The sequence below is a fragment of the Texcoconibacillus texcoconensis genome, from assembly GCF_014202575.1.
In the GTDB taxonomy this organism is placed as follows: Bacteria; Bacillota; Bacilli; order Bacillales; family Salisediminibacteriaceae; genus Texcoconibacillus; species Texcoconibacillus texcoconensis.
Map to the genome: position 1 here is coordinate 193170 of NZ_JACHHB010000005.1, position 25117 is coordinate 218286.

The window sequence follows — 25117 nt, forward strand, 5'->3', positions numbered from 1 at the left end:
AAAGCCCTCCAGTATGAGAGGGCCCGCGTATATTGATTCCATTTACAACATGAATCTTCTAATCTTTGAATAATGAGCAATTGTCTTTTCCTACTCTTCCTCAATATCAAGTTCATATTTTCGTATTTTATATAACAAACTTTGTCTAGAAATCCCTAAAATTTCCGCAGCTTTTGATTGAACGCCTTCCGCCTTTGTTAAAGCATCTTCAATTGCTTTTTGCTCATAATTTTCCAACTGGTCAGGTAATGGTAAAGATGGATCTTTGAAGATCATTTCATCTTCCCCTACATTGCTGATTTCTTCACCGTCCACACGGTCTTGAATCTCCTTTGGAAAATCGTCAATTTTGATCTTTCCATCTACACTCAATACACAAGCACGAGAAAACGCATTGTGTAATTCTCGAATGTTCCCTGGCCATGAGTAATTCGTTAACGCAGACATTAACCCCTGTTCTATTGTATATGAACGGCCATGTTCACTCTCAAGTTGCTTTGCTACTTGTTCAGCTAGTAAAGGAATGTCATCTGGTCGTTCCCGAAGCGGCGGAAGGTGAATGCCAATAATATTCAATCGGTAATACAAATCTTCTCGAAAGTCACCCTTTTGGACCATTTCCGATAAATCACGGTTCGTTGCCGCAATGATTCGAACATCAACCTTCTTTTCCTCATTACTACCTAAAGGGTAAAAAGTCTTTTCTTGTGTTACTTGCAACAACTTTGCTTGCAATTCCATCGTTATATCGCCAATTTCATCTAAAAATAATGTTCCACCATCTGCAACTTCAAATTTCCCTTTTTGGTTTTGTGTTGCACCAGTAAAGGCGCCTTTTTGATAACCGAATAACTCACTTTCTAAAAGTTGACTCGGTATCGCTGCACAGTTCACCTTTACAAATGGCTCGTCCGCTCGATCGCTTTCTAAATGAATCGCTTGAGCACACCTACTTTTCCCCGTTCCACTTTCGCCTTGCAACAAGACTGTGACATTTTGATTTGCGACTCGCTGAATAAGACCAAAAACTTCATGCATTTGCTCACTTTTTCCGACCATATCATGCAAGTGATTTTGTTGCGCTACGTTTTCATGAGAAAGTTGTTCATCTTCTCTCGTCCGTTGCCATTCAAGTGCTTGTTTTATAACAATCTTTAATTCCTCTGCTTGGATAGGTTTTGTTAAATAATCAAAAGCACCAATCTTCATAGCTTGAACTGCGTCTTCTACATCTCCGTAAGCGGTACATAAAATGTAACAACCGTTCGGCCGCTCCGTCACCCAATTTTCAAGCAATTTAATCCCTGTTGTATCAGGTAGAAGAATATCCATTAACGCAACATCAAAGTGATGATTTTGAAATTGGTGTTCCGCTTCCACACCATCAGCTGCTTGCAATACGGTATATCCTTCTTTTTCTAATGTTAACACCATCAATCGGCGTAATTTATGATTATCCTCTACGATTAACACCGTGTCACTCATTTTACCTCTCCCCTTTATGACACTCACTGACCGGAAGTGTTAGTTTAAACTCTGTACCGTGACCGATTTCACTATCAACCTCAATCTGACCTTGATGATCGCGAATGATATCATGCGTAATTGATAGTCCTAATCCGGTACCTTCTTGTTTTGTTGAAAAGAATGGATTGAAAATACGGTTGAGTTTTTTTGTCGAAATACCACAACCATTATCTATTATTATGATTTGAATTTCGCTCTCCTGTTTTTGAACTTTAACTTGTAAATAAGGATGTTTTTCCCCTTTTAATGCCTCTTTTGCATTCAACAAAATATTTAAGAGCGCTTGTACTAATTGGTTACGATCTCCAAGCACACAAACATCTTGCTCGGCTACCATGACCGCATGATCGATTCCGCTTTGATTTAATTGATGTTTTACGAGTTTGACGACTTCTGTGACTAGCTGATTGATATTTATCAATTTTTCTTCATTTTTTCTACTCTTACTCATTCGTAAAAACCGGCTCACGAGTTCGCTCAAACGCTTTGTTTCTTCTTGGATATCCGAAAGAGCCTCATCAACCATTGAAACGTCAGGCCCTTGTAATTGGTGCTGCGTTTTCAATTGCTGGAATTCTGCATCAATGACATCACTAGCCATTTGTACTGTTGATAATGGATTCTTCACTTCATGAGCCAGTCCCGCTGTCATTTGTCCAATAGCAGCTAATTGTTCCGACCGTTGTAAATGTTGTTCTAACTGTTCTCGTTCGGTGTGATCCCAAAACGTTGTAATGATCCCAATGACCCTTCCATTTTCATCTAATAGCGGTGAACTTGACGTTTTAACGATTAATTTGCGACCTTCATGATTAACATACGTAAATTCATTAGTCACTTGATTTTGTTGTAATTCCGGAAAATCTAAGCCCTGAATATGATTTTTCAATCCCCTTGAAGGAAGAATGTCCAAAGATTTTCCAGACACAATATTTTGATTAATCCCTAATACACGGGCACCTGACCTGTTGAGAGACGTAATGGTTTCATTAGGAGAAGTTGCAATCACGCCATAAGGAAACGACTCAAGAATGAGTTGCAAAAATCGCTGTTTTTCTTGTAACCCTTCGGCCATATGCTTCATCGTTTTTTCAAGTGTACGAATCTCATCATCTTCTTTTAATATATTCATATGCCAACTTTCACCACGTGCATAATCAACCGCTTGATCTGTTATCCTTTTGACAGGTTCAATAACCCACCTAGCACCATATGATAGAAGCATTAATCCAAATAAAAATATCACGAACCAACCGAATGCTAAAACGACCGTCATCGTCGTAATCGGCGCATTAGCTTGGCTTACTGGTTGTAGCGTTGCAGCAGAGATTGGCAAACGGTCAATAGGATAAAATCCAATTAATACGTCTTCTTCTTGTAACGTTTCGCGATATACACCCATTCTCCCTAATCGTAAGTCCACTTCATAATCGGTGTCTGTCAGCCGCTCACCAACGAGTTCATTATCATGTGTATCGACAAATATTTCACCAGTATCTGTAACTAGAAAACTTCGCCCTTCCTCGCCAATCTTATTGACTTGAAACGCATTGCTCAAATACTCAGGGTTCGTTCGCGCCAGTATCATGCCGTCGATTTCACCGTGTTCCTTCGGTTGAACAGGAATCGCCATAAAAACAGCTACTTCCTCACCGACTTGTTCGCTTACAACAAATGTAGAACGACGCCAGCGCATCGATTCTAAAATACTCTCCCCGACTTCAATAATGTTTTCATCTACATGCGGGTCTTCAAGTAATAACTCTCCGTCCTCATCATAATACGCAATTCCCGCAAAGAAAGGATCAGATAGCATTTGGCTTTCTAAACGGTCTATGAGTAGATCGCTATTCCCATGTTCAATATAGTCACCCGCAATCATCTCGAGTAGATCGCGATGTCGGTAGAATAACTGTTGCGCTTTGTCAGACATCGTTTCTGCACCTTGCATCGTCTGTTCATCAGCCTGATTTTGTAAAGTGTTTTGTGAAAAAATAATCGTGATGACGATGATGATTGTAAGTGGTATAACAACAAAACTTAAACCTAGTAAAAAAAATCGTTGCGTTAACCCTTGTGGCAACCATTTGTTCATTTCGCTTCTCCTCATTTCAAAATTCGACACGCTTTTTCCATCATAATTCATTTTAACATACTTAAGAAAGGGTCAGACCCCCTTTAGCGAACTAAAGAGGGTCTGACCCTTTCATCGTTTAACTTGTCGCCCAATGTCCGACCGTATCAAGTGCGGAATCATGTCCGTAATCTTGTCTAAACAATAAGTAATACAAACATTCTTGTTTTGAACGAATCGGAACAGGTGCTTTTTCAACTGTTTGTTTAAAGAGTACATCGTCAATTTCTTCCTCAGCGTATGCCTCTAGAATATCTAAAGCTCCACTACCTTCAGAAAATTCGGCTTTTTTACGCCATAATATATGTTCTGGAAGTGTTTCTGTAAAGGATTCACGTAAAATCGCTTTTTCCATCAAATCGTCATTAGATTGTTTATATTGCGCTGGAATTTTTAGTGCGTATTTCACAAAATCAAGATCTAGAAATGGAACACGACCTTCTAAGGAATGAGCCATACTCATACGATCGAGACGTTGCAAATTAATGTTATGAAGCGTATTAATGATTCTTACCAGCTCTTTTGATAGCTTTTCAGTATCATTAATTTGTTGCAAGTAATCGTAACCAGAAAATAGTTCATCTGCGCCTTCACCAGATAGAACAACTTTCACATAACGACTTGCTAATTGCGACACAAAATAACAGGGGATTGCACTTCGAACAAGTGATGGGTCATAAGACTCTAAGTGATAAATGACTTTCGGAAGTGCTTCAATTAACTCTTCTTTCGTGTATACATATTCGTGATGAATCGTACCAATCGCATCAGCAACATCCCGTGCTGCTTTAAGATCTGGACTTCCTTCAAAACCTACACAGAAAGAATGAAGTGGTTCACGTTGTTCTTTTACTTGCATGGCAATTGCAGAAATGAGACTACTATCAAGCCCGCCACTCAACAATACACCTACCGGGACATCTGCCATCATTCGCTTTTTCACAGCTGTTTGTAAATGATGACGAATACCAGCTAGTAAATCGTTACGATCCATTTTTAATTGATCTTGCTTTTTCACTGGTTCAATCATACGGTAACAAACAAAACCATCGTCAGGAGTATAATAATAGCCAGGTGGAAATTCATCGACTTGATCTGTTAATGCATAAATCGACTTTAATTCTGAAGCAAATATCAAGGAGCCATCTTCCAGTTCACCATAGTATAGTGGCTTGATACCTAAAGTATCACGCGCAGCAACGTAAGTATTATTTTTGGTATCTGCTAATACAAAAGCGAACATACCATCGAGCTTTTGTATCGCTTGTAGCCCCCATTTTTCATAGCCTCGTAGTACAACCTCACTATCAGAGGCTGTTGTAAATGTTGTATTTTTATTTTCTAATTCCTTTTTCAACATTTCATAGTTATAGATTTCACCATTACATACGAGAGCTTTCGTGTCGTTTTCATCAAAAATTGGTTGTTTTCCGTCTTCTACACCTACGATTGAAAGACGCTGATGCGCAAAATGAAAACGGTTAAGGTGAGCTTGATCTCCTTCATCAGGTCCTCTATGTTCGATTTCATCCATCATTTTTTCCATTTTTTCATTTGAGATCGCTTGTGTTACAGCGATGATTCCACACATGGGTTGGATCCTCCTAAAAATAGTTTTTATTGAACAAGCTGTACGTGGCGGTACAGCTTGTTCGGGTGTCATTACATTTATAAGAAATCGGCCTTATTGATTAATCAAGTAAGCCGTTTTCTTCAAGCCATTCACGAGCAACTTCTGTTTCACTTCGCTCTGCAACATCAACTTCATAATTTAATTGAGATGCTTCTTCAGAAGTTAAAAGTTCAGCTAGAGGCGCGAGAAGTTCTTCAAGATCAGGATTGGTTTCAAGTGCATCTTCATGAACTGTCACTGCCCCATTATATGCAGGTAAAAAAGTTAAATCATCTTCCAATGTCACTAAGTCAAAATCGACAATACGTGGGTCTGTTTCAAAGCCCATCGCGACTTCCACTTGTCCATCATTTAAAGCTTGATAAGTTAGGCCAGAATCCATTTGTGATACATCAGCAAACTCAAAACCATACTCGTCCTCTACACCTGGTAATCCATCTTCACGCTCTGCAAATTCTGCATTCGTTGCAAAGGTAATGTCTTCAGGGTTCTCATTAACGTAATCAGCAAGGTCTGAGATCGATTCAATACCTTTTTCCTCTGCATCTTCAGAGCGCATCATGAGTGTATAGGCATTATTAAGTTCTGCCATATCTAACCACTGGATACCAAACTCTTCTTTATCCATTTCTTTGACAATTTCATATGCTTCTTCACCTTCTGCAAGTGGCTCCTGATCTAGGTAATTAACAAGTGCTGTTCCTGTATACTCCCAATATAAATCAACTTGTCCATTTTCTAATGCTTCGCGGACAACTTCACTTCCCATATTAGCGCTACGCTCAACATCATAATCGTTCTCTTCTAAATAGATTGCTGTAATTTCTGATAATACAAATTGTTCCGTAAAGTTTTTACCCCCTACAGTTAATTCACCTGCTTCTGATTCCCCACAAGCAGATAAAGCGAGTAAACTTGCTCCAAGGACTGATGTTGTAAATAATTTTTTCATTGTTTTTACCTCCATTTATTTTCATAAATTAATGGATTAAACCATTGTCTTCGAACCATTCACGGGCATCTTCACTTTAAGCGGATTTTGCAGCTTCTTGTAATCCTTTTGGAATAAAAATACGCTCACTAAGTCGCAACAAGCCGTCAACAGTTAGTGCAAGTAGCGTAACTGGCACTGCTCCAGAAAACAAGTATGCATTATCTCTTAAGTTGATTCCAGCAAAGATTAGATCACCGAGCCCGCCGCCACCAACGAGCGATGCGAGAGCAGCTGTTCCAATATTCATCACAATTGCTGTTCTCACCCCTGCCATAATCGTGAACATCGCATTCGGCATTTCAATACGCCATAACGTTTGCATTGGCGTTAAGCCCATCCCTTTTGCAGCATCCTTCATTGCAGGGTCAACAGAATTTAACCCCGCAACCGTGTTTCGTAAAATAGGAAGAAGGGAAAAGACAAATAGTGCAAACACTGCAGTATTAAACCCAATACCTAGATAAGTCATTACAATCGCTAAAATTGCGATGACAGGAATCGTTTGTCCTAAATTGGCCGTATTTAATACGAACCATTCACTTTTAGCAAACCGCGGTCTCGTCACGAAAATCCCTAAAGGAATCGCAACTGCAACCGCCATAAGAGAAGATGTCACAACAAGAAGTAAATGTTGCTGCAATAGTAAAAGAAAACGCTCTGATTCTGTAAAAATCATCGAAAAATATCCATTCCATATACCCCAGCTAAAAAACAAAGCTATCAGGAGGAAGAAGAGAGTTTTAAATACGAGCGTAAAAACCTTTGTCTTTTCCATCATTTACCCCTCCTATTACGCAGTCTGTGTGTTTTCTTGTAAGTACTGTTGCACATCTGTAATTGTTACTTCACAGATTGGTTGATTGTTTTTATCTACAACTAGTAATTCTTGTTCAGTTTCATTAAAAAGCATCGCCATCGCTTCTCGCAAGCTCGTATCGAGGTCTACCTTTAGGTTGAAGCTAGACTTTTTGACAGGTTTAGGTTTTTTGTACTCTAGTAGATCAGCTACCGTATAAAGGCTCAAACTTTTAATTGACCGATCGGTACCGACGAAATCTTGCACAAATTGATTCTTTGGTTGTGCTAGTAGTTCTGTTGGCGCATCATACTGCATCAAGCTTCCATCTTTAAAAATCGCAATACGGTCTCCCATCTTAATCGCTTCATCAATGTCATGAGACACAAATAAAATCGTCTTTTGCACTTCTTGTTGAATTTGTAAAAATTCTTTTTGAATATGTGTCCGAATGATTGGATCTAACGCGCCAAATGGTTCATCCATTAACATAACAGGCGGATCAGCAGCCATGGCACGTGCAATACCAACACGTTGTTGTTGCCCCCCTGATAATTCATGCGGGTAACGATTTCGAAATTGATCAGGTTCCATACCAACGAGATCCATTAAATAATTAAAGCGATCACGTTGTTTGACCCGATCCCACCCGAGCAGATTCGGAACAATTGTTACGTTCTGTTCAATTGTCATATTCGGAAACAAGCCATTACTTTGAATGACATAACCTATTTTCCTGCGTAATTCAATTTCATTTAAAGATTTCGTGTCCATTCCATTTACGGTAATGTTCCCGTCAGTAATCGGGACGAGTCGATTCACCATACGGAGTAATGTCGTTTTCCCACAACCTGATGGACCTAAGAAAACAGCCACACTTCCTTGGGGAACGGTCAGACTCACTTGATCAACCGCTTTAATATTTCCTTTATAAATTTTCGTCACATTATCAAATTCAATCATCGAGTTTCCTCCTATCCTGTTGCGTTTTCTTTAATTAGGCGCTTTTAGGTGTGAAACGCTTTTGTATAAAACCTAGTGATGTATCAGCAAATATTGATAATATCGATACACCTATTGCTCCAGCGATGACCATATCTCGATTCGTACGGGAAATACCTTGGTCTATAAGAACCCCTAGACCGCCTGCACCAATAAACGCAGCAATTGCTCCAATACCGATACTTAAGACAACAGCTGTTCGTACACCAGCCATAATAACTGGGAACGCATTAGGGATCTCGACTTTCATAAGTCTCTGCCAAGTCGTCATACCAATACCCTTAGCTGCATCACGAATGGCTGGGTCAACATCACTAATCGCAACGTAAGTATTCCTGATTATTGGAAGTTGAGAATAGAGGACAAGAGCGATAAAAGCCGGGACAAATCCAATCCCTTGATTAATGATAGAAAGAATAGGAATCATAAGCCCAAACAACGCAATGCTCGGTATTGTCATGATAATAGAGCAAATTTGTAATACTGATTCTGCTAATGCTTTATTTGTCGTTAAATAAATACCAATCGGTACGCCAATTAAAATCGCAATTGCCACAGCCGAACCAACAAGCTGAAAATGTTCAATTGTTAAATCGACAATTTGTGACCAGTTATGACTCATATATTCGAACACACTCCACAATCGACTCGCCTCCTTCACAAAGTTCATAGAATCATTCGTCAATTTTTCTACAAGACAATTTTTCCGTCACTTTTATATAATGCAATTACTGTGCCAAAATACAAAACCATCACAAAGAACACTGTCATATCAGCGTATAATTCTCCTCAAGAAGTTTATTAGCGCTTATATTAAAATCGAATTTTAACGCTGAAAAGTAAAAAATTTTATACTTTAACATCAATCTATGACAAGTTTTTTTACAATTCTATTGTTTTCGATAAGTTGTCATGGTGTATAATGCGTGTAGGGGTATATGTATTATGTGAGATATCAAGGGGAGGAGAAGTAACAATGACTCATAAAAATGAATTCGAAGTACAAGAAAAGTTGCCAGCGAAAAGTGTAACACGAAGAAGTTTCTTGAAAGGTGCGACAGCCATTAGCGCAGCCGCTAGTGTAGCGTGGGCAACAAAATCAACAGCATCTGCTCAACAAGATTTTTCTGAAGAGGAGAAGCTTGTCGCTTCCATTATTGATTTAAACGCTTGTGATGGATGCGAAAATGAACCTACCCCACTTTGTGTAACTGCTTGTAAAGATAAGAACAAGCATCGTTTCCCACAACCTGAAGAAGAACCTATGGATTATTGGCCACGCCAACACCATGAAGATTGGTCCAAGGAACAAGATCGTACAGACCGACTCACACCTTACAATTGGACTTATGTTGAGCAAGTCACCGTGAATCACAACGGACAAGAAAAGACTATTTCAATCCCGCGCCGTTGTATGCATTGTTTAGATGCACCTTGTCAAAATTTATGCCCTTTCGGTGTCATTGGAAAAACAGAAGAAGGAGCCGTTCACATCGATGAATATTTTTGTATGGGTGGTGCAAAATGCCGTGACTCATGTCCATGGGATATTCCGCAACGACAAGCCGGCGTCGGCGTTTACATGGATCTTATGCCTAAATTAGGTGGTGGGGGCGTCATGTACAAATGTGATATGTGTGCGGACTATTTAAAAGAAGGTAAAGCCCCAGCTTGTGAAACAGCTTGTCCGAAAGACGCCATTCAATTCGGTCCACTCGATGAGATGAGAAAAAAAGCTTATGAACTAGCTTCCGAGAGAAACGGCTATGTATACGGAGACACCGAAAATGCTGGTACGTTAACGTTCTATATATCCGACATCCCATTTGATCAGATAAATGAAGCGATTGCAGCTAGTAAACATCAAGATCAAGACGAACGTCCAGGACGCCCACATATGGAACCTGATATCGAAAACATGCTTGATACAGCTAAAGGATTCATGCTAGCAACACTAATTGCGCCTGTTGCAGGTGCCGCAGCTGCTGGTGTGAATGCTTACAGAAAATTAAAATCTTATGACGACACTAAAATCAGAAAGGATGTATCGTACGATGAGTAATAAAACAAAGGCCAACCGGATCCTACGTCACCCTGTTTCTAATCGTGTCGTTCACTGGCTCACTGCTTTTTCCATCGTTATGCTGATTATTACTGGCCTAGGGCAATTACCGTTATATGGCCGTTATTTACTTGTACAACCTCCTGGCACACAGTGGTTAACAAACTATGAGGCGACTCTTTTGGTTCACTATATTTTTGCGATTCTACTCCTATTTATCGTTACGTACCACCTCATTTATCATTTAATACGAAAAGAATTTGACATTCTTCCACGAAAAGGAGATGTCAAAGGGTCGATTGCGATTTTAAAAGCGATGATTTTAAGGAAAAAAGAACCACCAAGTGATAAGTACTTGCCGGAACAACGCCTTACTTATGCATACTTTTTCGTTGCTATAGGTTTAGCTGTCGTCACAGGAGTAATTAAAGTGATCAAAAACGTCATCGGAGTACAAGCCAGTGACGGGGTCTTATTATGGGCTGCTCAACTACACAATCTTGCAACTGTGCTGATTATTGTTGGAGTCATCATGCACTTAGGGGCCTTCATTGTAAAAGAAAACCGCAAATTGCTCTCAGGGATGTTTACAGGTTATGTTGATAAACACTATGTCAAAGAACGTCATACCCATTGGTACAAACGAATCAAACATAAAGATAAAAAATTTGACGTTTGATAAACACTGAAAGGCGGATACAAGTATTAAGATTGTTGAAGTTGGTGAGGTGATTCTGTCAACGAGCGTTTAGAGGAATTCTAGGAAAAGCAAGGACACGGACCCATTCAATAAAAGGAAATTACTAAAACATTACGCAAAATTATTTGTTAGCTCAAAATCTCCCTCATTACACATCTAATAGGTTAGCAAACCTACTTGTGCTAAAGAGGGGGATTACTTAATTTCAGCCCCTTTCTTACCTTCAAAGTGAATCATGATCATTGCAAAGAGTACAGCTGAAACTCCTGAAGTGAATATCCCAACCATCACCACAACAACCCATTCATTTTGAACAGAGACTGTAAAACCTAAAGACTCTTTTCGTAAACTTTGTTCACGAAAAAACTGAAAGATAGGGACACAATGGGCTAAGGAAGTACGTTAAACCAATGAATGTTGTTTCAGTTGTCATTCATCCACAAGTATCATTTCCCCCATTTAAATAAAAGATATGATGATTTCTAACACATACCTACAGGCTAGCGCATAGACTGTAGCGATGAGCTAAGAAAGGAGTTTGATTATGTATCCATACTATCAGCAGGACCCTTACCTGCAACAACGTGCACTTTATGGCCCGACAATGCCTGAACAACATCCTGATATGCACCTCTATGATGAAATGATGATGCAGGATTACCGTATTCCACAAAGCGGAGTGCAACCTTTTAGAATGCCACCCCAACAAGGACAACAACAACCAAATCAGCAAGCACAAATGATCAAGCAAGAGGCCTTAAACAACGTAACACCACTCGTACAACAAGGAGTTCAAGAAGCCCAACATACACCTATACAACATGTAATGACCAAGATTGCTGCTACAGCTTACTTAATGGGGAAAGGGATGGACGCAGAATCCGCCTATCAACTCGTCCATTCATGGCAAACAAATCAGACGAACCGAGGTTGAAAATAAAACTCATCATGCTTCGGTGGAAGCTAAATACTAAAATAAACAAAAAGCCGTCGATCAGTCGTTTCTGATGGACGGCTACTACATTTAAACGGATTTATTCTATTTACATAGCAAGAGGGAGGCGTACAATAAACGTTGTTCCCATTCCTTCACTACTATTAACATCAATTGCTCCGTTATGTTCTTCAATAATTTTATATGAAACCATCAAACCAAGACCAGTCCCATTTTCTTTCGTCGTAAAAAATGGCTCACCTAAACGTTCTAACACTTTCGCTGGAATTCCATTTCCTTCATCACGTACACGCACAACCGCGTAGGAACCTTCTACCATTAATTCAACAGTGATGATTCCGCCTTCATCCATTGCCTCGATGGCATTTTTTATAAAGTTCACAAATACTTGCTTAATTTGATACTCGGTACAAATAATATCAATATCTTCTCTTTCAAACATCTTTTGAATTTCGATATTTTTCATAATCGCTTGCGTTTCTAAAAGCGCGATTATCTCTTCTAATAATTTGGATAAAGATTTCGTTTCTTTTATCATTGACTGTGGTTTGGACAAAATCAATAATTCAGTTAAAATTTGTTCAATTCGTGCGAATTCCGCTTTCATGATATCGAAGTACTCTTTATTTCCTTTAGATTGTGACTCAATTAACTGTAAAAAACCTTTTAGCGAAGTAAGCGGGTTACGAATTTCATGAGCAATCCCTGCAGCTAGTTGCCCAACTGCTGATAACTTATCAGATTGGTGAAGCATTTCTTCTGACTTTCTTTTTTCGGTAATATCACGAAATGTAAACACGAGTCCGACAAACTGTTCACCTGTAATAATCGGATTTACGGATACTTCCGCGCAGAAAGCGCAACCTTCTTTTCTTAATAATGTGATACGCTCATCCTTAACAATTGGTTGTCCTGAAGGTTCAACCACACCAGATAATACTTCTTCTACTTGTTTTCTCGACTCTTTTTTTAGCCTTGTAAACACATTCATGATTCTTGAGTGGGTTAATTCTTCTTGACGAAAACCCGTTAATTTTTCAGCTTCATCGTTCCACAAAATCACATTAAAATCTACATCAATGCCAAGAATCGCATCATTAACCGAGTCAAGAATTAAATCATTCATATCATGAAGGCGACGTGCTTTTTCGGCTACAAAGTTTCTTTCTGACATATCTCTAACAATGCAGTGTACACCAATGGTTTCTTCATCTGAAATGATCGGTAACATCATTAATGATACATCAAGGCGTTGACCGTTTGATAAAAGAACATCAAATTCTTCCGTTCTCGGTTCACCTTGCACTGCTGTTAAAAACATTTCATCTATACGATGAATAAAACGCTTCCGAACGATACGATGATAGTGTTTTCCTACGTATTTTCGTATGTCAATGGATAACAACTCTTCGAACACATGATTAGCCCGCAAAATTCTCCCATTTTGGTCTAACGATACAACCCCATCTGGGTGTTGATCAAACATGGACCGGTAATTTGTCTCAATTACATCATTTACTTTGCGCAAATCCGTTATATCACGAACAATTAATGTAATATTCGTTTCGGATGGAAGAAAACATACCTTTAACCATCGTTGATCTGACGATATATATTCATCAAATTCTAATTTTTCTCTGTTTTTCATCGCGCGTTCATATGCTTCATTAAACTTTGGACATGCAAGTTGTTGACATAGTTCTCTTATATCGCGTCCTATGATTAACTGTCTAGGGTTGTCAAAAAGCTTAACCGCTGCTTCATTTACGTAAGTACATTGGCCATTTTGATCTAATGTGACCACTACATCCGATAGGTAATCGAATGGATGGTGAATTTGACTTGTTTCGCCAATTTTCTTTATATCTTCTGAAGCGATATTTTCAGAACCGCTAAATGTGCGCTTATTAAGTTGATCTGGCAATCGTGGTCACCTCACCTTTCATGAGTTTCCTACCCACGCTTTGTTTATTTTATCAAAAAACAATTGAAATTGACGTTGTTTTCGTAATTTTTAATTAATTTCGTGTAAAATCATAAGAAAACTATGATAATTTACATTATTGATGACAGGTCCTCCTTCGTTAAACATACCTTTTCACTTCATTTTCTAAACATTTGATACAAAGGAGGACCAAACATTACAACTTCATGAAATCTCACAAACCTGCGGATCTTTGTAAGCGTCTTGCAATTTCTAGAAAATCCTCTTGCGATATACCTGGAGCAAACTCTTCAGGCAATTCATCTAAATCCGGTACTGGTCCTCCTTCTGGCGCACCTTTAATCACCTCAAGTGGACTTCCATCTTCAGGATGTTTCCCTTTCCATATTTTCGAAACTTCTTGATAATCGTGTTCACTAAATGTATATAACTTCCGATGAACCCCTTCAGCCTCATACTTCCTTGTCGTTTCAAACTTTTTATTATCAAGATTTGGGATTGGGAGCATCTTTGTAACATCGACACCTGTCGCGATTTCTAAGGCTTTTGCATAAGCCACAACATGAACGCCACCACGAACAAGCAAATAACCAATCATCTCTCGTGCTACTGGATTATCAGTCATTTCATATACGCGCATTTTGTGCGTACGTGCACCACATTCCAAAAAGAAATTGTGCAATAAATCAAGAATTAAATTTCCACTATTAAACACATTGTCTGCACCATTCCAACCTTGCCCCATAGAATCGAATGGTTTGGCCGTTTGGGCAGTGTCAATAAAATGATAAGAATTGCGTTTATCTTTTGCGTTCTGCATAGGTGTAATGTCAGGGTCGCCAGGGAATGTCGTCCCTTGAACCATTAAGTTGATGGTGTTTGAAACGAGCTCCACATGGCCAAACTCTTCAGCTGTAATACTTGCAACTAAGTCATAAAATGGTTTCAACTTCTTCTTATTACGAAAAGCAAACGATTGAAACATATAGTTGTTGAGCGTCGACATTTCCCCAAACCGTCCACCTAGCAACTCCTGAACTGCTGCAGCACCATTTGCATCAGGATTTTTTGGGGTCGGTAAGTCAATGAGCAATTTATCGGTTCTTGTGAACAATTGCTTCCCCTCCATTTATAAAGACTTCTCAAACAAAACTATGTAATGGAGAGGATGTCTTAAAACTCATTCTTTACTAATAAGTTGATTTTGACTTATACACTAGTATCTTTCTTTACTCAGCAATCGTGTTATATTTTCAGAAGAATAAAACATATTCGAATACCACAATGAACAAAATTAAAAACATCACTTCAATGAACATTATGTTCGAAAATTCTTGTAAGTAACAACAAATCAATCGCTGAGAGCCCACATTACTACCTCTTGACCTCTGACAAAGTAACTAATAAAACTCGTCCTAAAACGATATAGAACGACGATCGAGTCATACAATCATAGAACAAAACTGACTTTTCAAATAAATAGATCGATAGCCGCTCCATTTTCTAGACTCAAAATCTTATTTTCTTAGCTCTTTAATAATATATTGACATTATACGAGCAAAACCTTTGCAATTGACAAAAATTTCTTTATATACTTTTTATTCTATAATATATATTAGAAAATGACTACTCCAAGTCGCACATTTATTTAGAAAAAAACAAGTCAACCACATTAAAAACACTGAAAACCAATCCCCATTTATGGATTACCCAATAACACTTGTGATTTTCATCGTGAAATAAATCGGCTTTGGATACGATCTACAACCTTTAGGTATCGAAACCATGTCGGTTGTAGATGAAGTATCCTACAAGGTACCATTTTTTGTACATGTTCTTTGAAAACTCTGTATATAGAGTTCTGACAAGACGGGATTTGTTACGTAAAATATCCAAGCACCACTTGCTCCCACACGACCAAAATTGCGAAACACCAAGATAAAGTAGGGCATGTGACGAGTAGTTCAAACAATAGAACGCATTATACACGGAATTTCAATCGCTTTTTAAAAAACTTTTTTATCCTTATCACTTTCTCGTTTGATTGATGGTTGAGTTACGTATGCGCCTTTACGCCACAACCATTCAACCGGACCATGTGAAAATCGTTCTAACCACCAATAACTATAGGTCATCTGTAGCGAAAAAACGACAACAACTAAGGTTGCACCACCGATCACACCTAATTGCGCAAACCATCCTAAGCCATATCCATAGAAAACCGTTGTCATTAAAGCTGATTGGATTAAATAATTCGTCAACGCCATTCGTCCAACTCGCTCTAGCGATTTTTTCATTTTAGTGTGAGATAAACGATGGCCGTTAAGAACAAACAAGGAGATGTAGGATAATCCAAGTAAAGGACCAGCCAACGAATCACTTACGCTATCAAAAATAGATACCGTATCTGAAACAATGAGTAATTTCATGATTAAACCAAAAAAGCCAGTATAAATCATGAGTGCCTTCCATAAAGTCTTATATTTAGAAACCGTATGTAACCAACCTTTTTTCGCAAAAAAAGCCCCTAATAAAAACAACATCAACGTCTTTAAAATGACGGTTACAAAAACAAGAAGTGAATAGGCGTCATTCATTTCAGTTTCTTTCAAAGGATCACCTTTTAAGCGATGATTAAGAACATCAGAGTAACTTCCTTCACTTAGCACGGATTGCTCTTGTTTGGCATAAGGTGAAAAATCAATGGACTCTCCCCCGGGGGGAGCTTCTTGAGAAAATACCGCTGCTCCATTAAGAAATACAGCAATAACTACGACCCATAACAATATGACAAACGGTCTGCATTTCAAAAACAAAAAAAATAAAAAACCAGTAATCGCATATGTTAATAAGATATCACCATCCCAAATAAAAAAGAGATGGGACACGCCAATAAAAAAAAGGACGGTCATTCGTCTCATGTACAATAGACGAAAATGTCCATCAATTTCCTTACTTCGGTTCATCAACAAAATTGCCCCAAAACCGAATAAAAAAGAAAAAATCGGATAAAAGTTGTTTTCAAAAAATACTTGAATCATCCAATGGGTCGCCTGATCGACTTTTCCAAACGGTATTGGAATCAATCCGACTTCGGAGCCAAACATCCCATATTGAAACAAGATCATATTAACGAGAAAAATACCAAATAGTGCAAAACCTCTCAATTGGTCAATATGGTGTAAACGATTTTCTTCATTGGTAGGTTGAATGTTCTCGCCGTGATTATCCATCATCTATCTCCTTTCTCCATTGCGAAAAAAGATTCACTAACATTCACCTTCTTCTACACAAAAAAGCTGACATATCATGTCAGTTATTTGCTCTACTTATGAATGATCATTCTCATCAAAAACAACCGGGATTTCATCACGTAACTTTATAGACTGAATACTCACATCACAGCGAAAAGCTCGAATATGTACACCTTTTTCTTGCGCTTGATAAAGAGCTTGCGCAAACCTAGGGTCTATTTGTTTTGATGGTTTTAATATTGTAATGTCGCTTCGCTGTGCAACAAAAATCACGCCCCCTTGCCAGCCAGGTTCACACGCGATTTCAGTTAATTCACGTACGTGACGTGTCCCTCTTGCTGTCGGTGAATCAGGAAAATAGCCTGTTTGTCCTTCAACGTGAGTAACCCCTTTCACTTCAACGAGGGACGTACTCTCACCCTTATGATTTAAGCAAAAATCCCACCTCGAACCTCCACTTTTACATTCTCTTTGTAAACTTTCCCAATCATGGAACGGTTCGATCAACCGATTTTCCAACGTTTTTTCGACGAGTTGATTCGGAATCATAGAATTGAGCGACACGAAATGTTCTGCGTGAGCATCAGATTCAATAAGAACAGCTGACCATTTCGTCTTTCGATTTTTCCCTTCAACATGGCGTAACCAACACCGTCTCCCTTTAACGAGAAGTGTCGGTAAACGACCTGAATCAGGTAAATGTACATCAACCATTTCACCTGTATGTTTTAATTGACAAGATAGTAGAAAACGATTTTTTCGTGTAAGGAAAACTGCTTCGTATAACTTTGGAAACTTGATTTCAATTGGTCTCATGCTTATCGATCCACCTTATATACCAGCAACAAATTTGAGTGACAATTATTGTACAGAAAAAATAATTCCTGTTGACAAACGTTGGTCCTCACCCTTTTCTCGATCAGAAAAAACAGCTTGAACTTCCACCTCATATTCCCCTGCGGGTACACGATCTTTTTTTGAAAAAGCATTGATAAATGACTCATCATCGCTTTCTTCTACATGTACATTTTCAAGGTTATACTCTTCTTCAAACCACCGGTCATGCTTTAGTGTTCCAACAGAATCTGTGCTTTCCTCTTCATAAGCTAAACTTTCATTTCTTTGAACTTCTTGTACATAAAACGTGAAGGGAGATTGGTCATATTCAATTTCTTGTTTGTCACCTTTACCAATATATTTTAACTTTGCTTTTACTTCAACTGACTCATCTTCATCGTATATCGGTTTTTCTGACACAACTCTTAGCAAATAATCTCCGGACTCAGTTTCAGCTACAACTGGACGTTCTTCCACTAATTCATATCCTTCGAGTAATTCTTCTCCCTCCTCATGTTGCTGACACCCCAACATGAACAATGAAATGAATGGAACAATCCATACTTTAAGATTCATAACTTTTCACCTCATCAGCTTATAGGAAGCTCACTTTCACCAAAAGTACCTCGACATATGAATAAAGCCGGCAAATACCGGCTTTCATTCACGTATTATGATTTCAATTTGACAGCTGTTCCATAAACAAGGATTTCTGAGGACCCATTCATAATTGATGATGAAGAATACCGAATGTTTACGATCGCATCTGCCCCCATTTTATCTGCTTTTTCGACCATCTCTTTTTCTGCTATATCTCGGGACTCTTGAAACATTTCTTCATATTCCTTCATTTTTCCTCCTACAATTCCACGTAAACCGCCAACAATGTCTTTACCAATATGTTTGGCTTGCACGGTATTTCCAGTTACTACACCTAGGGCGCGATCGATTTCCATCCCTGGTATTGTCTCTGTTGTTACAACGATCATGATCTTCATCTCCTCGTTTGGATTTGCGCCTACTTTGATCTTAAGCTTGAATTAAACCGTTCTTTTCTTCATCTTTTCATTTTCTATCGCTTCCACTTGCGCTGACATGTAACGCAAAACATTCGGATCTAAACGCCCATCTTCCAGTATACGATTATTCCAATCTTGTTCCAGTAGGAACGTCCTTAAAGCACGCTTCACCTCATCCGCTGTCGCATAATCAAACAAGTACTCTTCATTGCGTAAAAATAAATGCACGATATGGAGCGTACGACCAATAAGTGGTAAAAACCGCTTCGGTTCAGGACGATAAAATGTTAAATGATGCAAAGCATACAGGCGTTTTAGTTCTTTGATAGGTTCTGGGTGATCATCCACTCGTAAATCATATTTTCGGTCATTGTACCCTCCATATCCTGCACCATTCTGTACAACAAAAAGAGCAGCAGACTGCTTTCCTCTTGAATCTCCACCAACTTCTTGACCACGATCTAACGCTTCAATTATCCTCTCTGCTAACGTTCCTTCAGTCTTTTCAAATGTTGTAACTAACGTTTCTACAGTCTCTTTGCTAACTAGGAAATTACCTTGGGCCGAACAATTTATTCCTGTTTGATGTCCTGCCCAACCATGACACCCTTCTCCAGTATATGCTGCTGAATTACCTAAACAATCGATGACGGCAAATTGCCTAAAAAAATGATGATCATCTTCACTCACTAGTGACCTAACAACCTCTTCTGGTGAAAAGCCTTTCTCTAGTCTGTTCAGTACAGTAGGGCCGTAGGAAGTGTTCGCATATGCTTGTGTTGCAACCGCACCTACACCCGCTTTCGCCCACGGAACAACAGATCCAACGCTTAAAAACTTTGATTGCACAGCGACCCCAACTTCCCCTGTCTTTGGATCCACCCCAATGATTGAAAACGTCGCTACACTTGGCTTTTCGTTGTTATACATGCTAGCGCCTCCTCCAGTGTTAGCGTTTTCATCTATCGTACTTCCAATTTTTATCTGCGTCAATGCACGAACAAGCCATATCTGAATGTCCTCATTCATTCCTTTAAATGCATACAAAATCGAAATGATATTAATCAAAACAAAGTGCATACCGATAAAATATGACGTATAATATTGATTACAACCATTAGAGAGGGGCCTATATATGTTTACGTTTAAAAATGTCTCAATACACGAACGAAATGAGCAAATCATTGTGATCGCTTTATTTGTAGCCTCAATTATTGTTGGACTTGTGATTGCAAATACGGAGTTGTTTTCTGACCAGAGCTTCTCAGCTGGGTACATGGTGGGATCATTAATGGCTTGCCTCATCTTATTTTCCATATATATGATGATAGATTCACTATTTTTGAACAAAAATAGAAAAGATGTTTCATAATACACGTCAACTAGACGTGTTTTTTAGTTATTTGACTTTATCCAATATATCTTCAACCGTGTTCGCTTCAACAATCAGACGATACCCATCTTCGTCTATAAAACCTTCATTTTTCATATGATAGAAAAACTCCAGTAATTGATCATAATATCCATCTATGTTTAAAAGACCACATCGTTTATGATGTTTTCCTAATTGGGCAAGCGTCATCACTTCAAAATACTCTTCCATCGTCCCAATCCCTCCTGGTAGGGCGATAAATGCATCTGCCAACTCCGTCATGCGACGTTTTCGATCATGCATCGTTTCCACAATTTCCATCTTAGTAATATATTTGTGTGCCTTTTCTTTCGTTGCCAAAAACTCAGGCATAATCCCACGAACATTGCCACCGTGATCGATGACGGCATTGGCTACCTCAGCCATCATCCCGACACTTGCACCTCCATATACGAGTTCAATATTTCGCTTTGCAAGCAATTCCCCTAACTGTTTTGCTCCATTACGATATTCTTGCTTATTCCCTTCACGTGAACCGCAAAACACACACAACCGTTGCATGAGTATATCTCCCTTCTTTCTTCCAGTAAAAAAGCCAGTTTCCTATTAAAGTGTCCACCATTTCTCCATTCACGTCAAATGAAGAAACAACACACTTAGGAAACTGGCTTATGATTCACAATAGAAGTATTCTACCTTTGAGCAACAGATGCATGATCTTTTTGAAAGAACCATTTTAATGCACTGTGCACATCTTGCTTTTGTTTTAAAATATAATGGCGAAACTTCGGATCATCAAGGTGTTTATACACGCTCATTAGGCTACTTGGTCGGTTAAATTGGTTTACTTCACCATAGCCAAACATTCTTGAATACTCCATCAGTTGTTTAACGAGTTGCATACAACGTTGGTTATCAGAAGTTAAGTTATCACCATCCGAAAAGTGAACAGGGTAAATATTATATTGATGTGGGGAATAATGATTTTCGATCAATTCTAAAGCTTTCCGGTATGCTGATGAACAAATCGTTCCTCCACTTTCTCCTTTATAGAAGAAGTCATCTTCCGAAACCACTTTTGCCTCCGTATGGTGAGCGACAAATTCGATGTCAACCGTCTCATATTTGGTACGCAAAAAGCGGGTCATCCAGAAGAAAAAGCTACGCGCCATATACTTTTCCCAATTTCCCATCGACCCTGACGTATCCATCATCGCAATAATGACGGCCTTGGATTCTGGCTTTGTTTTTTCATTCCATGTTTTAAAGCGTAAATCGTCATTATAAATAGGAGCAATCCCTGGTTTCCCCTCCAATGCATTTCTTTTCAGTGCTGTGAGAATCGTCTGTCGCTTATCGATGTTGCCCATTAATCCTTTTTTACGAATATCATCGAATTCAATATCCTCAACGACGATCTGATCTTTTTCTTTCTTCTCTAGATTGGGGAGTTCAAGCTCACTAAATAGCCATTTCTCAATTTCAGAAATCGATACTTCTGCCTCATAATAATCTTCTCCAGGCTGATCACCTGCTTTTTCTCCACCTTGACCACGGCCTTTTTGTCCCGATCCATCGCGAGCGACGACGTCACCAACATCACTGTCGCCATCCCCTTGACCGACGTGTTTATTTTTGTCATCGTTATAACGGATTTTATATTCATCTAATGAACGAATCGGAATTTTTATAACATCTCGCCCATTACTCATAACAATACTCTCTTCACTAACGAGGTCTGGCAAGTTTTTATGAATGGCATCTTGCACTTTCTCTTGATGACGCTGCTGGTCTTGATACCCTTTGCGATGGAGGGACCAGTTTTCTTGGGAAATCACATAATTTTTTGTGTTTCGCTCTTTCATTTCTCGACTCCCTCCTATAATTCAATGATTTCCAAATCATGACCTACGCACATCTTTTTTCATTTTACATACAATAACGGTGGTTAAAATAAGGGGCACCGTTTTTCTAAACAATGAGCTTACTTTATTCTATGCACGAAAGGTGTCGAGTTGACGGAAGATTCAGTTTATTTTTCATAAATGATTTGGACAAGGTATAGGAAGTCGTATTCGTTAAAACATGCGCAACCTTTTCAAAGGCCAATAGGTAATGTCTACTTTCCCAATAATACGGTCTTTTGAAATAAATCCTAGTTGTCGACTATCCATACTATTTGGACGGTTATCTCCTAGAACAAAATACTTGTCGTTTGGAACTTTTCCTTCGCCTGTTACTTGTTCTAGAGTAAAATCATAAGTAAAGGTCTCATCTAAAAGAGCCCTTTTTTCTTGTTCTAAGAAAGGTTCTTCATACAATTCATCATTTATATAAAGGTGATCATTTTCATAACGAATCTCATCACTTGGAACGCCTATGACACGCTTAATATAATCTGTTTCCGGAGTCGCTCGAAATACAATCAAGTCAAAACGTTGAGGGGCATTCCAGTCATACTCAATTTTATTAATAATGACATGTTCGCCATCCTGAATTGTCGGTAACATCGATTTTCCACTAACAACATAATTGGTAAAGAAAAAATGATGGACAAAGAATGTGACGATCACAACAAGAATAACAATTTTCAAAAAAGTCCACGCACTACGAAGCCATTTATGTCTTTCTAATACAACTGATCCCTCCATCGCCCTTCCTCCTCCACTCAATCATGGATGCCTTTGTTCTATAGACCATTCATTCATAATCATTAAAAAGCTGTATTTTTTATTTCATAGCAACACAAGAACAAAACCGAAGTAAAACGACGTATCTATAAATAGGTACGAAAAGAGCCGAACTTCCGGACGACACGGATTAAGTTCGACTCTCATCTCTCATTCGTTACCTATTTAATAAGCTTCCAACATAACGTAATAACTCATTTGCTGACACGGAGTTGTATCCATAGTCATCGATTAATCGTGCAATCACTTCATTGATTTTTTTCAATTGATCTTCATCTGGTGTTTGCGTTGACGTCGTAATTTTCACAACATCTTTTAAATCTGCAAACAGCTTTTTCTGAATCGCTTCACGAAGCCGCTCATGTGATGAATAATCGAATTTCTGACCTTTTCTTGCGTAAGCAGAAATTCGAATGAGAATCTCTTCTCGGAAAGCTTTTTTCGCATTTTCAGAAATACCGATTTGTTCTTCAATTGAACGCATCAATTTTTCATCTGGATTCATTTCTTCTCCTGTCAGTGGGTCCTGTATTTTATTTTTATTACAATATGCCTCAACATTGTCTAAATAATTATTCATGAGTGTTTTTGCAGACTCTTCATACGAATATACAAATGCTTTTTGCACTTCTTTTTTGGCGATTTCATCATATTCTTTACGTGCAACAGAAATGTAATTCAGATACCGCTCGCGGTCTTCTTCGTTAATTGAAGCGTGTTGGTCAAGCCCTTCTTTAATCGCACGCAACACATCTAATGCATTGATCGAATTTAGACCTTTGCGGATGATTGCTGAAGAAATACGATTGATCACGTAACGTGGGTCAATGCCGTCCATTCCTTCTTCTGGAAATTCTTTCTTTAATTCATCAACATCTTGTTGGTTAAAACCTTCCACATTTTCCTCATTGTACAATCTTAATTTTGTCAAAACATCGACACCTTGTTTTTTCGATTCCTCTAACCTTGTTAGAATCGTGAAAATAGCCGCAACTTTTAGTGCATGGGGAGCAATATGAACATCGGAAATATCACTTTCGTTAATCATCTTTTCATAAATTCGTTCCTCTTCTGACACTTTTAAATTGTACGGAACAGGCATAACGATCATTCTTGATTGTAAGGCTTCGTTTTTCTTATCATTAATAAACGCTTGATACTCTGCTTCGTTCGTGTGCGCGACAATCATTTCGTCTGCACTAATAAGGGCGAACCTACCCGCTTTGAAATTCCCTTCTTGTGTTAACGACAATAAGTGCCATAAAAACTTTTCATCGCATTTCAACATTTCTTGAAATTCCATTAAACCACGGTTCGCTTTATTTAGTTCACCATCAAAACGATACGCTCTTGGATCGGACTCAGAACCGTACTCTGCGATCGTTGAAAAATCAATGCTTCCTGTCAAGTCAGCAATATCTTGTGACTTTGGATCAGACGGGCTAAATGTTCCAATACCTGTTCGACGATCCTCAGACAAAAAGATTCGCTCCACTTTCACATCTTCAATTCTTCCACCGTATTCTTTTTCAAGCCGCATCATGTTTAACGGTGAAAGGTTCCCTTCAATTTTAATCCCGTACTCTTTGTAAAAATCATCACGCATGTGCTGTGGTATTAAATGCAACGGGTCTTCGTGCATTGGGCACCCTTTGATGGCATAAATCGCACCACGATCTGTACGCGAATACTGCTCTAACCCCCGTTTTAACATTGTGACAATTGTAGATTTACCACCACTTACTGGCCCCATCAATAATAAAATCCGCTTTCTTACATCAAGACGTTTGGCAGCTGGATGGAAATACTCTTCGACTAAACGTTCAATACTCTCTTCTAATCCGTAAATCTCACCGTCAAAAAACTTATAGTGTTTTCTCCCGTCTTCTAATTCTTCAACTCCAGCATCATAAATCATGTTATAAATCCGCGAATGCGCTGTTTGTGCAACTTCTGGATTTTGTTTAACAATCTCTAAATACTCGGCAAATGTTCCTTCCCACTTCAAACTTTCTTCTTCTTCCCGGTGGCGTTCAATTTGCTGTAAAATATCCATGAGAAGCCTCCTCCTAAACCGATGATGCAAACTAGGCAATCATGTTTCCATCCTATGCGACTTTCGCTAGTATGATGCACAAGTTTCTACACTGTAGAGACAATAATTTCAAGGAACTTCCCTAATAAGCGGTAGGAAAT

Annotated in this window: 22 protein-coding genes; 4 read left to right on the top strand and 18 right to left on the bottom strand. The window is 38.7% G+C overall.

All coding sequences use genetic code 11. The features are described from left to right. Positions 1-90: 90 nt before the first annotated feature. The 7 genes from HNQ41_RS07300 to HNQ41_RS07330 form a co-directional block, all read right to left on the bottom strand. Positions 91-1485, bottom strand: coding sequence for a sigma-54-dependent transcriptional regulator (locus HNQ41_RS07300; protein ID WP_184663766.1), 1395 nt, complete (start codon positions 1483-1485; stop codon positions 91-93). Position 1486: 1 nt separating this feature from the next. Then, the gene (locus HNQ41_RS07305) at positions 1487-3622 is read right to left on the bottom strand and encodes a PAS domain-containing sensor histidine kinase (protein ID WP_184663767.1); all 2136 of its coding nucleotides are present in this window, start codon (positions 3620-3622) and stop codon (positions 1487-1489) included. 118 nt (positions 3623-3740) lie between these two features. Beyond that, positions 3741-5252 carry an asparagine synthase B gene (gene asnB, locus HNQ41_RS07310; RefSeq protein WP_184663768.1) on the bottom strand — a complete coding sequence of 504 codons (1512 nt, stop codon included), beginning with the start codon at positions 5250-5252 and terminating at the stop codon, positions 3741-3743. Between the two features lie 100 nt (positions 5253-5352). Next, the gene (locus HNQ41_RS07315; protein WP_184663769.1) at positions 5353-6246 is read right to left on the bottom strand and encodes an ABC transporter substrate-binding protein; all 894 of its coding nucleotides are present in this window, start codon (positions 6244-6246) and stop codon (positions 5353-5355) included. Between the two features lie 76 nt (positions 6247-6322). Then, entirely contained in the window at positions 6323-7063 is a 741-nt protein-coding gene (locus tag HNQ41_RS07320) for an ABC transporter permease (RefSeq protein ID WP_184663770.1), read from the bottom strand. A gap of 15 nt (positions 7064-7078) precedes the next feature. Then, complete coding sequence (locus HNQ41_RS07325; protein WP_184663771.1) at positions 7079-8047, bottom strand: ABC transporter ATP-binding protein; 969 nt, start codon at positions 8045-8047, stop codon at positions 7079-7081. 34 nt (positions 8048-8081) lie between these two features. After that, positions 8082-8720: an ABC transporter permease gene (locus HNQ41_RS07330; protein ID WP_425506974.1), complete on the bottom strand. Its 639-nt coding sequence runs from the start codon at positions 8718-8720 to the stop codon at positions 8082-8084. 342 nt (positions 8721-9062) lie between these two features. Between HNQ41_RS07330 and HNQ41_RS07335 the strand changes: the two genes are divergently transcribed. The 3 genes from HNQ41_RS07335 (at position 9063) to HNQ41_RS16635 (ending at position 11782) form a co-directional block, all read left to right on the top strand. Continuing rightward, positions 9063-10148 carry a 4Fe-4S dicluster domain-containing protein gene (locus HNQ41_RS07335; RefSeq protein WP_184663772.1) on the top strand — a complete coding sequence of 362 codons (1086 nt, stop codon included), beginning with the start codon at positions 9063-9065 and terminating at the stop codon, positions 10146-10148. Further along, complete coding sequence (locus HNQ41_RS07340) at positions 10141-10827, top strand: formate dehydrogenase subunit gamma (RefSeq protein ID WP_184663773.1); 687 nt, start codon at positions 10141-10143, stop codon at positions 10825-10827. Before HNQ41_RS07335 ends, HNQ41_RS07340 begins: the two co-directional genes overlap by 8 nt. Before the next feature lie 565 nt (positions 10828-11392). Further along, entirely contained in the window at positions 11393-11782 is a 390-nt protein-coding gene (locus HNQ41_RS16635; protein ID WP_246421533.1) for a hypothetical protein, read from the top strand. Between the two features lie 109 nt (positions 11783-11891). Here the strand turns inward: HNQ41_RS16635 and HNQ41_RS07350 are convergent, their stop codons facing one another. The 7 genes from HNQ41_RS07350 to HNQ41_RS07380 all read right to left on the bottom strand — a co-directional run bounded on the left by HNQ41_RS07350 (position 11892) and on the right by HNQ41_RS07380 (position 19789). Beyond that, positions 11892-13727, bottom strand: a complete 1836-nt coding sequence (locus tag HNQ41_RS07350) for a PAS domain S-box protein (protein ID WP_184663774.1) — start codon at positions 13725-13727, stop codon at positions 11892-11894. Positions 13728-13962: 235 nt separating this feature from the next. Beyond that, positions 13963-14862 carry a manganese catalase family protein gene (locus HNQ41_RS07355; protein ID WP_184663808.1) on the bottom strand — a complete coding sequence of 300 codons (900 nt, stop codon included), beginning with the start codon at positions 14860-14862 and terminating at the stop codon, positions 13963-13965. Between the two features lie 893 nt (positions 14863-15755). Continuing rightward, complete coding sequence (locus HNQ41_RS07360) at positions 15756-16982, bottom strand: DUF418 domain-containing protein (protein WP_184663775.1); 1227 nt, start codon at positions 16980-16982, stop codon at positions 15756-15758. A 96-nt stretch (positions 16983-17078) separates the two neighbouring features. Further along, entirely contained in the window at positions 17079-17819 is a 741-nt protein-coding gene (sfsA, locus tag HNQ41_RS07365) for a DNA/RNA nuclease SfsA (RefSeq protein ID WP_184663776.1), read from the bottom strand. 45 nt (positions 17820-17864) lie between these two features. Then, positions 17865-18416 carry a hypothetical protein gene (locus HNQ41_RS07370; protein WP_184663777.1) on the bottom strand — a complete coding sequence of 184 codons (552 nt, stop codon included), beginning with the start codon at positions 18414-18416 and terminating at the stop codon, positions 17865-17867. Between the two features lie 95 nt (positions 18417-18511). Beyond that, the gene (locus HNQ41_RS07375; RefSeq protein WP_184663778.1) at positions 18512-18829 is read right to left on the bottom strand and encodes a YbjQ family protein; all 318 of its coding nucleotides are present in this window, start codon (positions 18827-18829) and stop codon (positions 18512-18514) included. Between the two features lie 51 nt (positions 18830-18880). Continuing rightward, on the bottom strand, positions 18881-19789 hold the full coding sequence (locus HNQ41_RS07380) for a DUF1028 domain-containing protein (RefSeq protein WP_184663779.1): 909 nt from the start codon (positions 19787-19789) through the stop codon (positions 18881-18883). Positions 19790-19994: 205 nt separating this feature from the next. Between HNQ41_RS07380 and HNQ41_RS07385 the strand changes: the two genes are divergently transcribed. Next, positions 19995-20231: a hypothetical protein gene (locus HNQ41_RS07385; RefSeq protein WP_184663780.1), complete on the top strand. Its 237-nt coding sequence runs from the start codon at positions 19995-19997 to the stop codon at positions 20229-20231. Between the two features lie 27 nt (positions 20232-20258). On the opposite strand, the gene HNQ41_RS07390 is transcribed toward HNQ41_RS07385, so the two are convergent. The 4 genes from HNQ41_RS07390 to HNQ41_RS07405 all read right to left on the bottom strand — a co-directional run bounded on the left by HNQ41_RS07390 (position 20259) and on the right by HNQ41_RS07405 (position 24977). After that, positions 20259-20792 (bottom strand): LOG family protein, encoded by a 534-nt coding sequence (locus HNQ41_RS07390; protein WP_184663781.1) that lies wholly within the window; start codon positions 20790-20792, stop codon positions 20259-20261. 131 nt (positions 20793-20923) lie between these two features. After that, positions 20924-22096 carry a sporulation protein YhbH gene (yhbH, locus tag HNQ41_RS07395; RefSeq protein WP_184663782.1) on the bottom strand — a complete coding sequence of 391 codons (1173 nt, stop codon included), beginning with the start codon at positions 22094-22096 and terminating at the stop codon, positions 20924-20926. A 213-nt stretch (positions 22097-22309) separates the two neighbouring features. Then, positions 22310-22882: a signal peptidase I gene (gene lepB, locus HNQ41_RS07400; RefSeq protein WP_184663783.1), complete on the bottom strand. Its 573-nt coding sequence runs from the start codon at positions 22880-22882 to the stop codon at positions 22310-22312. A gap of 196 nt (positions 22883-23078) precedes the next feature. Beyond that, positions 23079-24977 carry a PrkA family serine protein kinase gene (locus HNQ41_RS07405; RefSeq protein ID WP_184663784.1) on the bottom strand — a complete coding sequence of 633 codons (1899 nt, stop codon included), beginning with the start codon at positions 24975-24977 and terminating at the stop codon, positions 23079-23081. Positions 24978-25117: the final 140 nt, after the last annotated feature.

What these genes read in the sequence shown, in the direction of transcription:
- HNQ41_RS07300 (WP_184663766.1), bottom strand. Translation starts at nt 1,485, where the DNA reads ATGAGTGACACGGTGTTAATCGTAGAGGATAATCATAAATTACGCCGA.
- HNQ41_RS07305 (WP_184663767.1), bottom strand. Translation starts at nt 3,622, where the DNA reads ATGAACAAATGGTTGCCACAAGGGTTAACGCAACGATTTTTTTTACTA.
- asnB (WP_184663768.1), bottom strand. Translation starts at nt 5,252, where the DNA reads ATGTGTGGAATCATCGCTGTAACACAAGCGATCTCAAATGAAAAAATG.
- HNQ41_RS07315 (WP_184663769.1), bottom strand. Translation starts at nt 6,246, where the DNA reads ATGAAAAAATTATTTACAACATCAGTCCTTGGAGCAAGTTTACTCGCT.
- HNQ41_RS07320 (WP_184663770.1), bottom strand. Translation starts at nt 7,063, where the DNA reads ATGGAAAAGACAAAGGTTTTTACGCTCGTATTTAAAACTCTCTTCTTC.
- HNQ41_RS07325 (WP_184663771.1), bottom strand. Translation starts at nt 8,047, where the DNA reads ATGATTGAATTTGATAATGTGACGAAAATTTATAAAGGAAATATTAAA.
- HNQ41_RS07335 (WP_184663772.1), top strand. Translation starts at nt 9,063, where the DNA reads ATGACTCATAAAAATGAATTCGAAGTACAAGAAAAGTTGCCAGCGAAA.
- HNQ41_RS07340 (WP_184663773.1), top strand. Translation starts at nt 10,141, where the DNA reads ATGAGTAATAAAACAAAGGCCAACCGGATCCTACGTCACCCTGTTTCT.
- HNQ41_RS16635 (WP_246421533.1), top strand. Translation starts at nt 11,393, where the DNA reads ATGTATCCATACTATCAGCAGGACCCTTACCTGCAACAACGTGCACTT.
- HNQ41_RS07360 (WP_184663775.1), bottom strand. Translation starts at nt 16,982, where the DNA reads ATGGATAATCACGGCGAGAACATTCAACCTACCAATGAAGAAAATCGT.
- sfsA (WP_184663776.1), bottom strand. Translation starts at nt 17,819, where the DNA reads ATGAGACCAATTGAAATCAAGTTTCCAAAGTTATACGAAGCAGTTTTC.
- HNQ41_RS07370 (WP_184663777.1), bottom strand. Translation starts at nt 18,416, where the DNA reads ATGAATCTTAAAGTATGGATTGTTCCATTCATTTCATTGTTCATGTTG.
- HNQ41_RS07375 (WP_184663778.1), bottom strand. Translation starts at nt 18,829, where the DNA reads ATGATCGTTGTAACAACAGAGACAATACCAGGGATGGAAATCGATCGC.
- HNQ41_RS07380 (WP_184663779.1), bottom strand. Translation starts at nt 19,789, where the DNA reads ATGTATAACAACGAAAAGCCAAGTGTAGCGACGTTTTCAATCATTGGG.
- HNQ41_RS07385 (WP_184663780.1), top strand. Translation starts at nt 19,995, where the DNA reads ATGTTTACGTTTAAAAATGTCTCAATACACGAACGAAATGAGCAAATC.
- HNQ41_RS07390 (WP_184663781.1), bottom strand. Translation starts at nt 20,792, where the DNA reads ATGCAACGGTTGTGTGTGTTTTGCGGTTCACGTGAAGGGAATAAGCAA.
- yhbH (WP_184663782.1), bottom strand. Translation starts at nt 22,096, where the DNA reads ATGAAAGAGCGAAACACAAAAAATTATGTGATTTCCCAAGAAAACTGG.
- lepB (WP_184663783.1), bottom strand. Translation starts at nt 22,882, where the DNA reads ATGGAGGGATCAGTTGTATTAGAAAGACATAAATGGCTTCGTAGTGCG.
- HNQ41_RS07405 (WP_184663784.1), bottom strand. Translation starts at nt 24,977, where the DNA reads ATGGATATTTTACAGCAAATTGAACGCCACCGGGAAGAAGAAGAAAGT.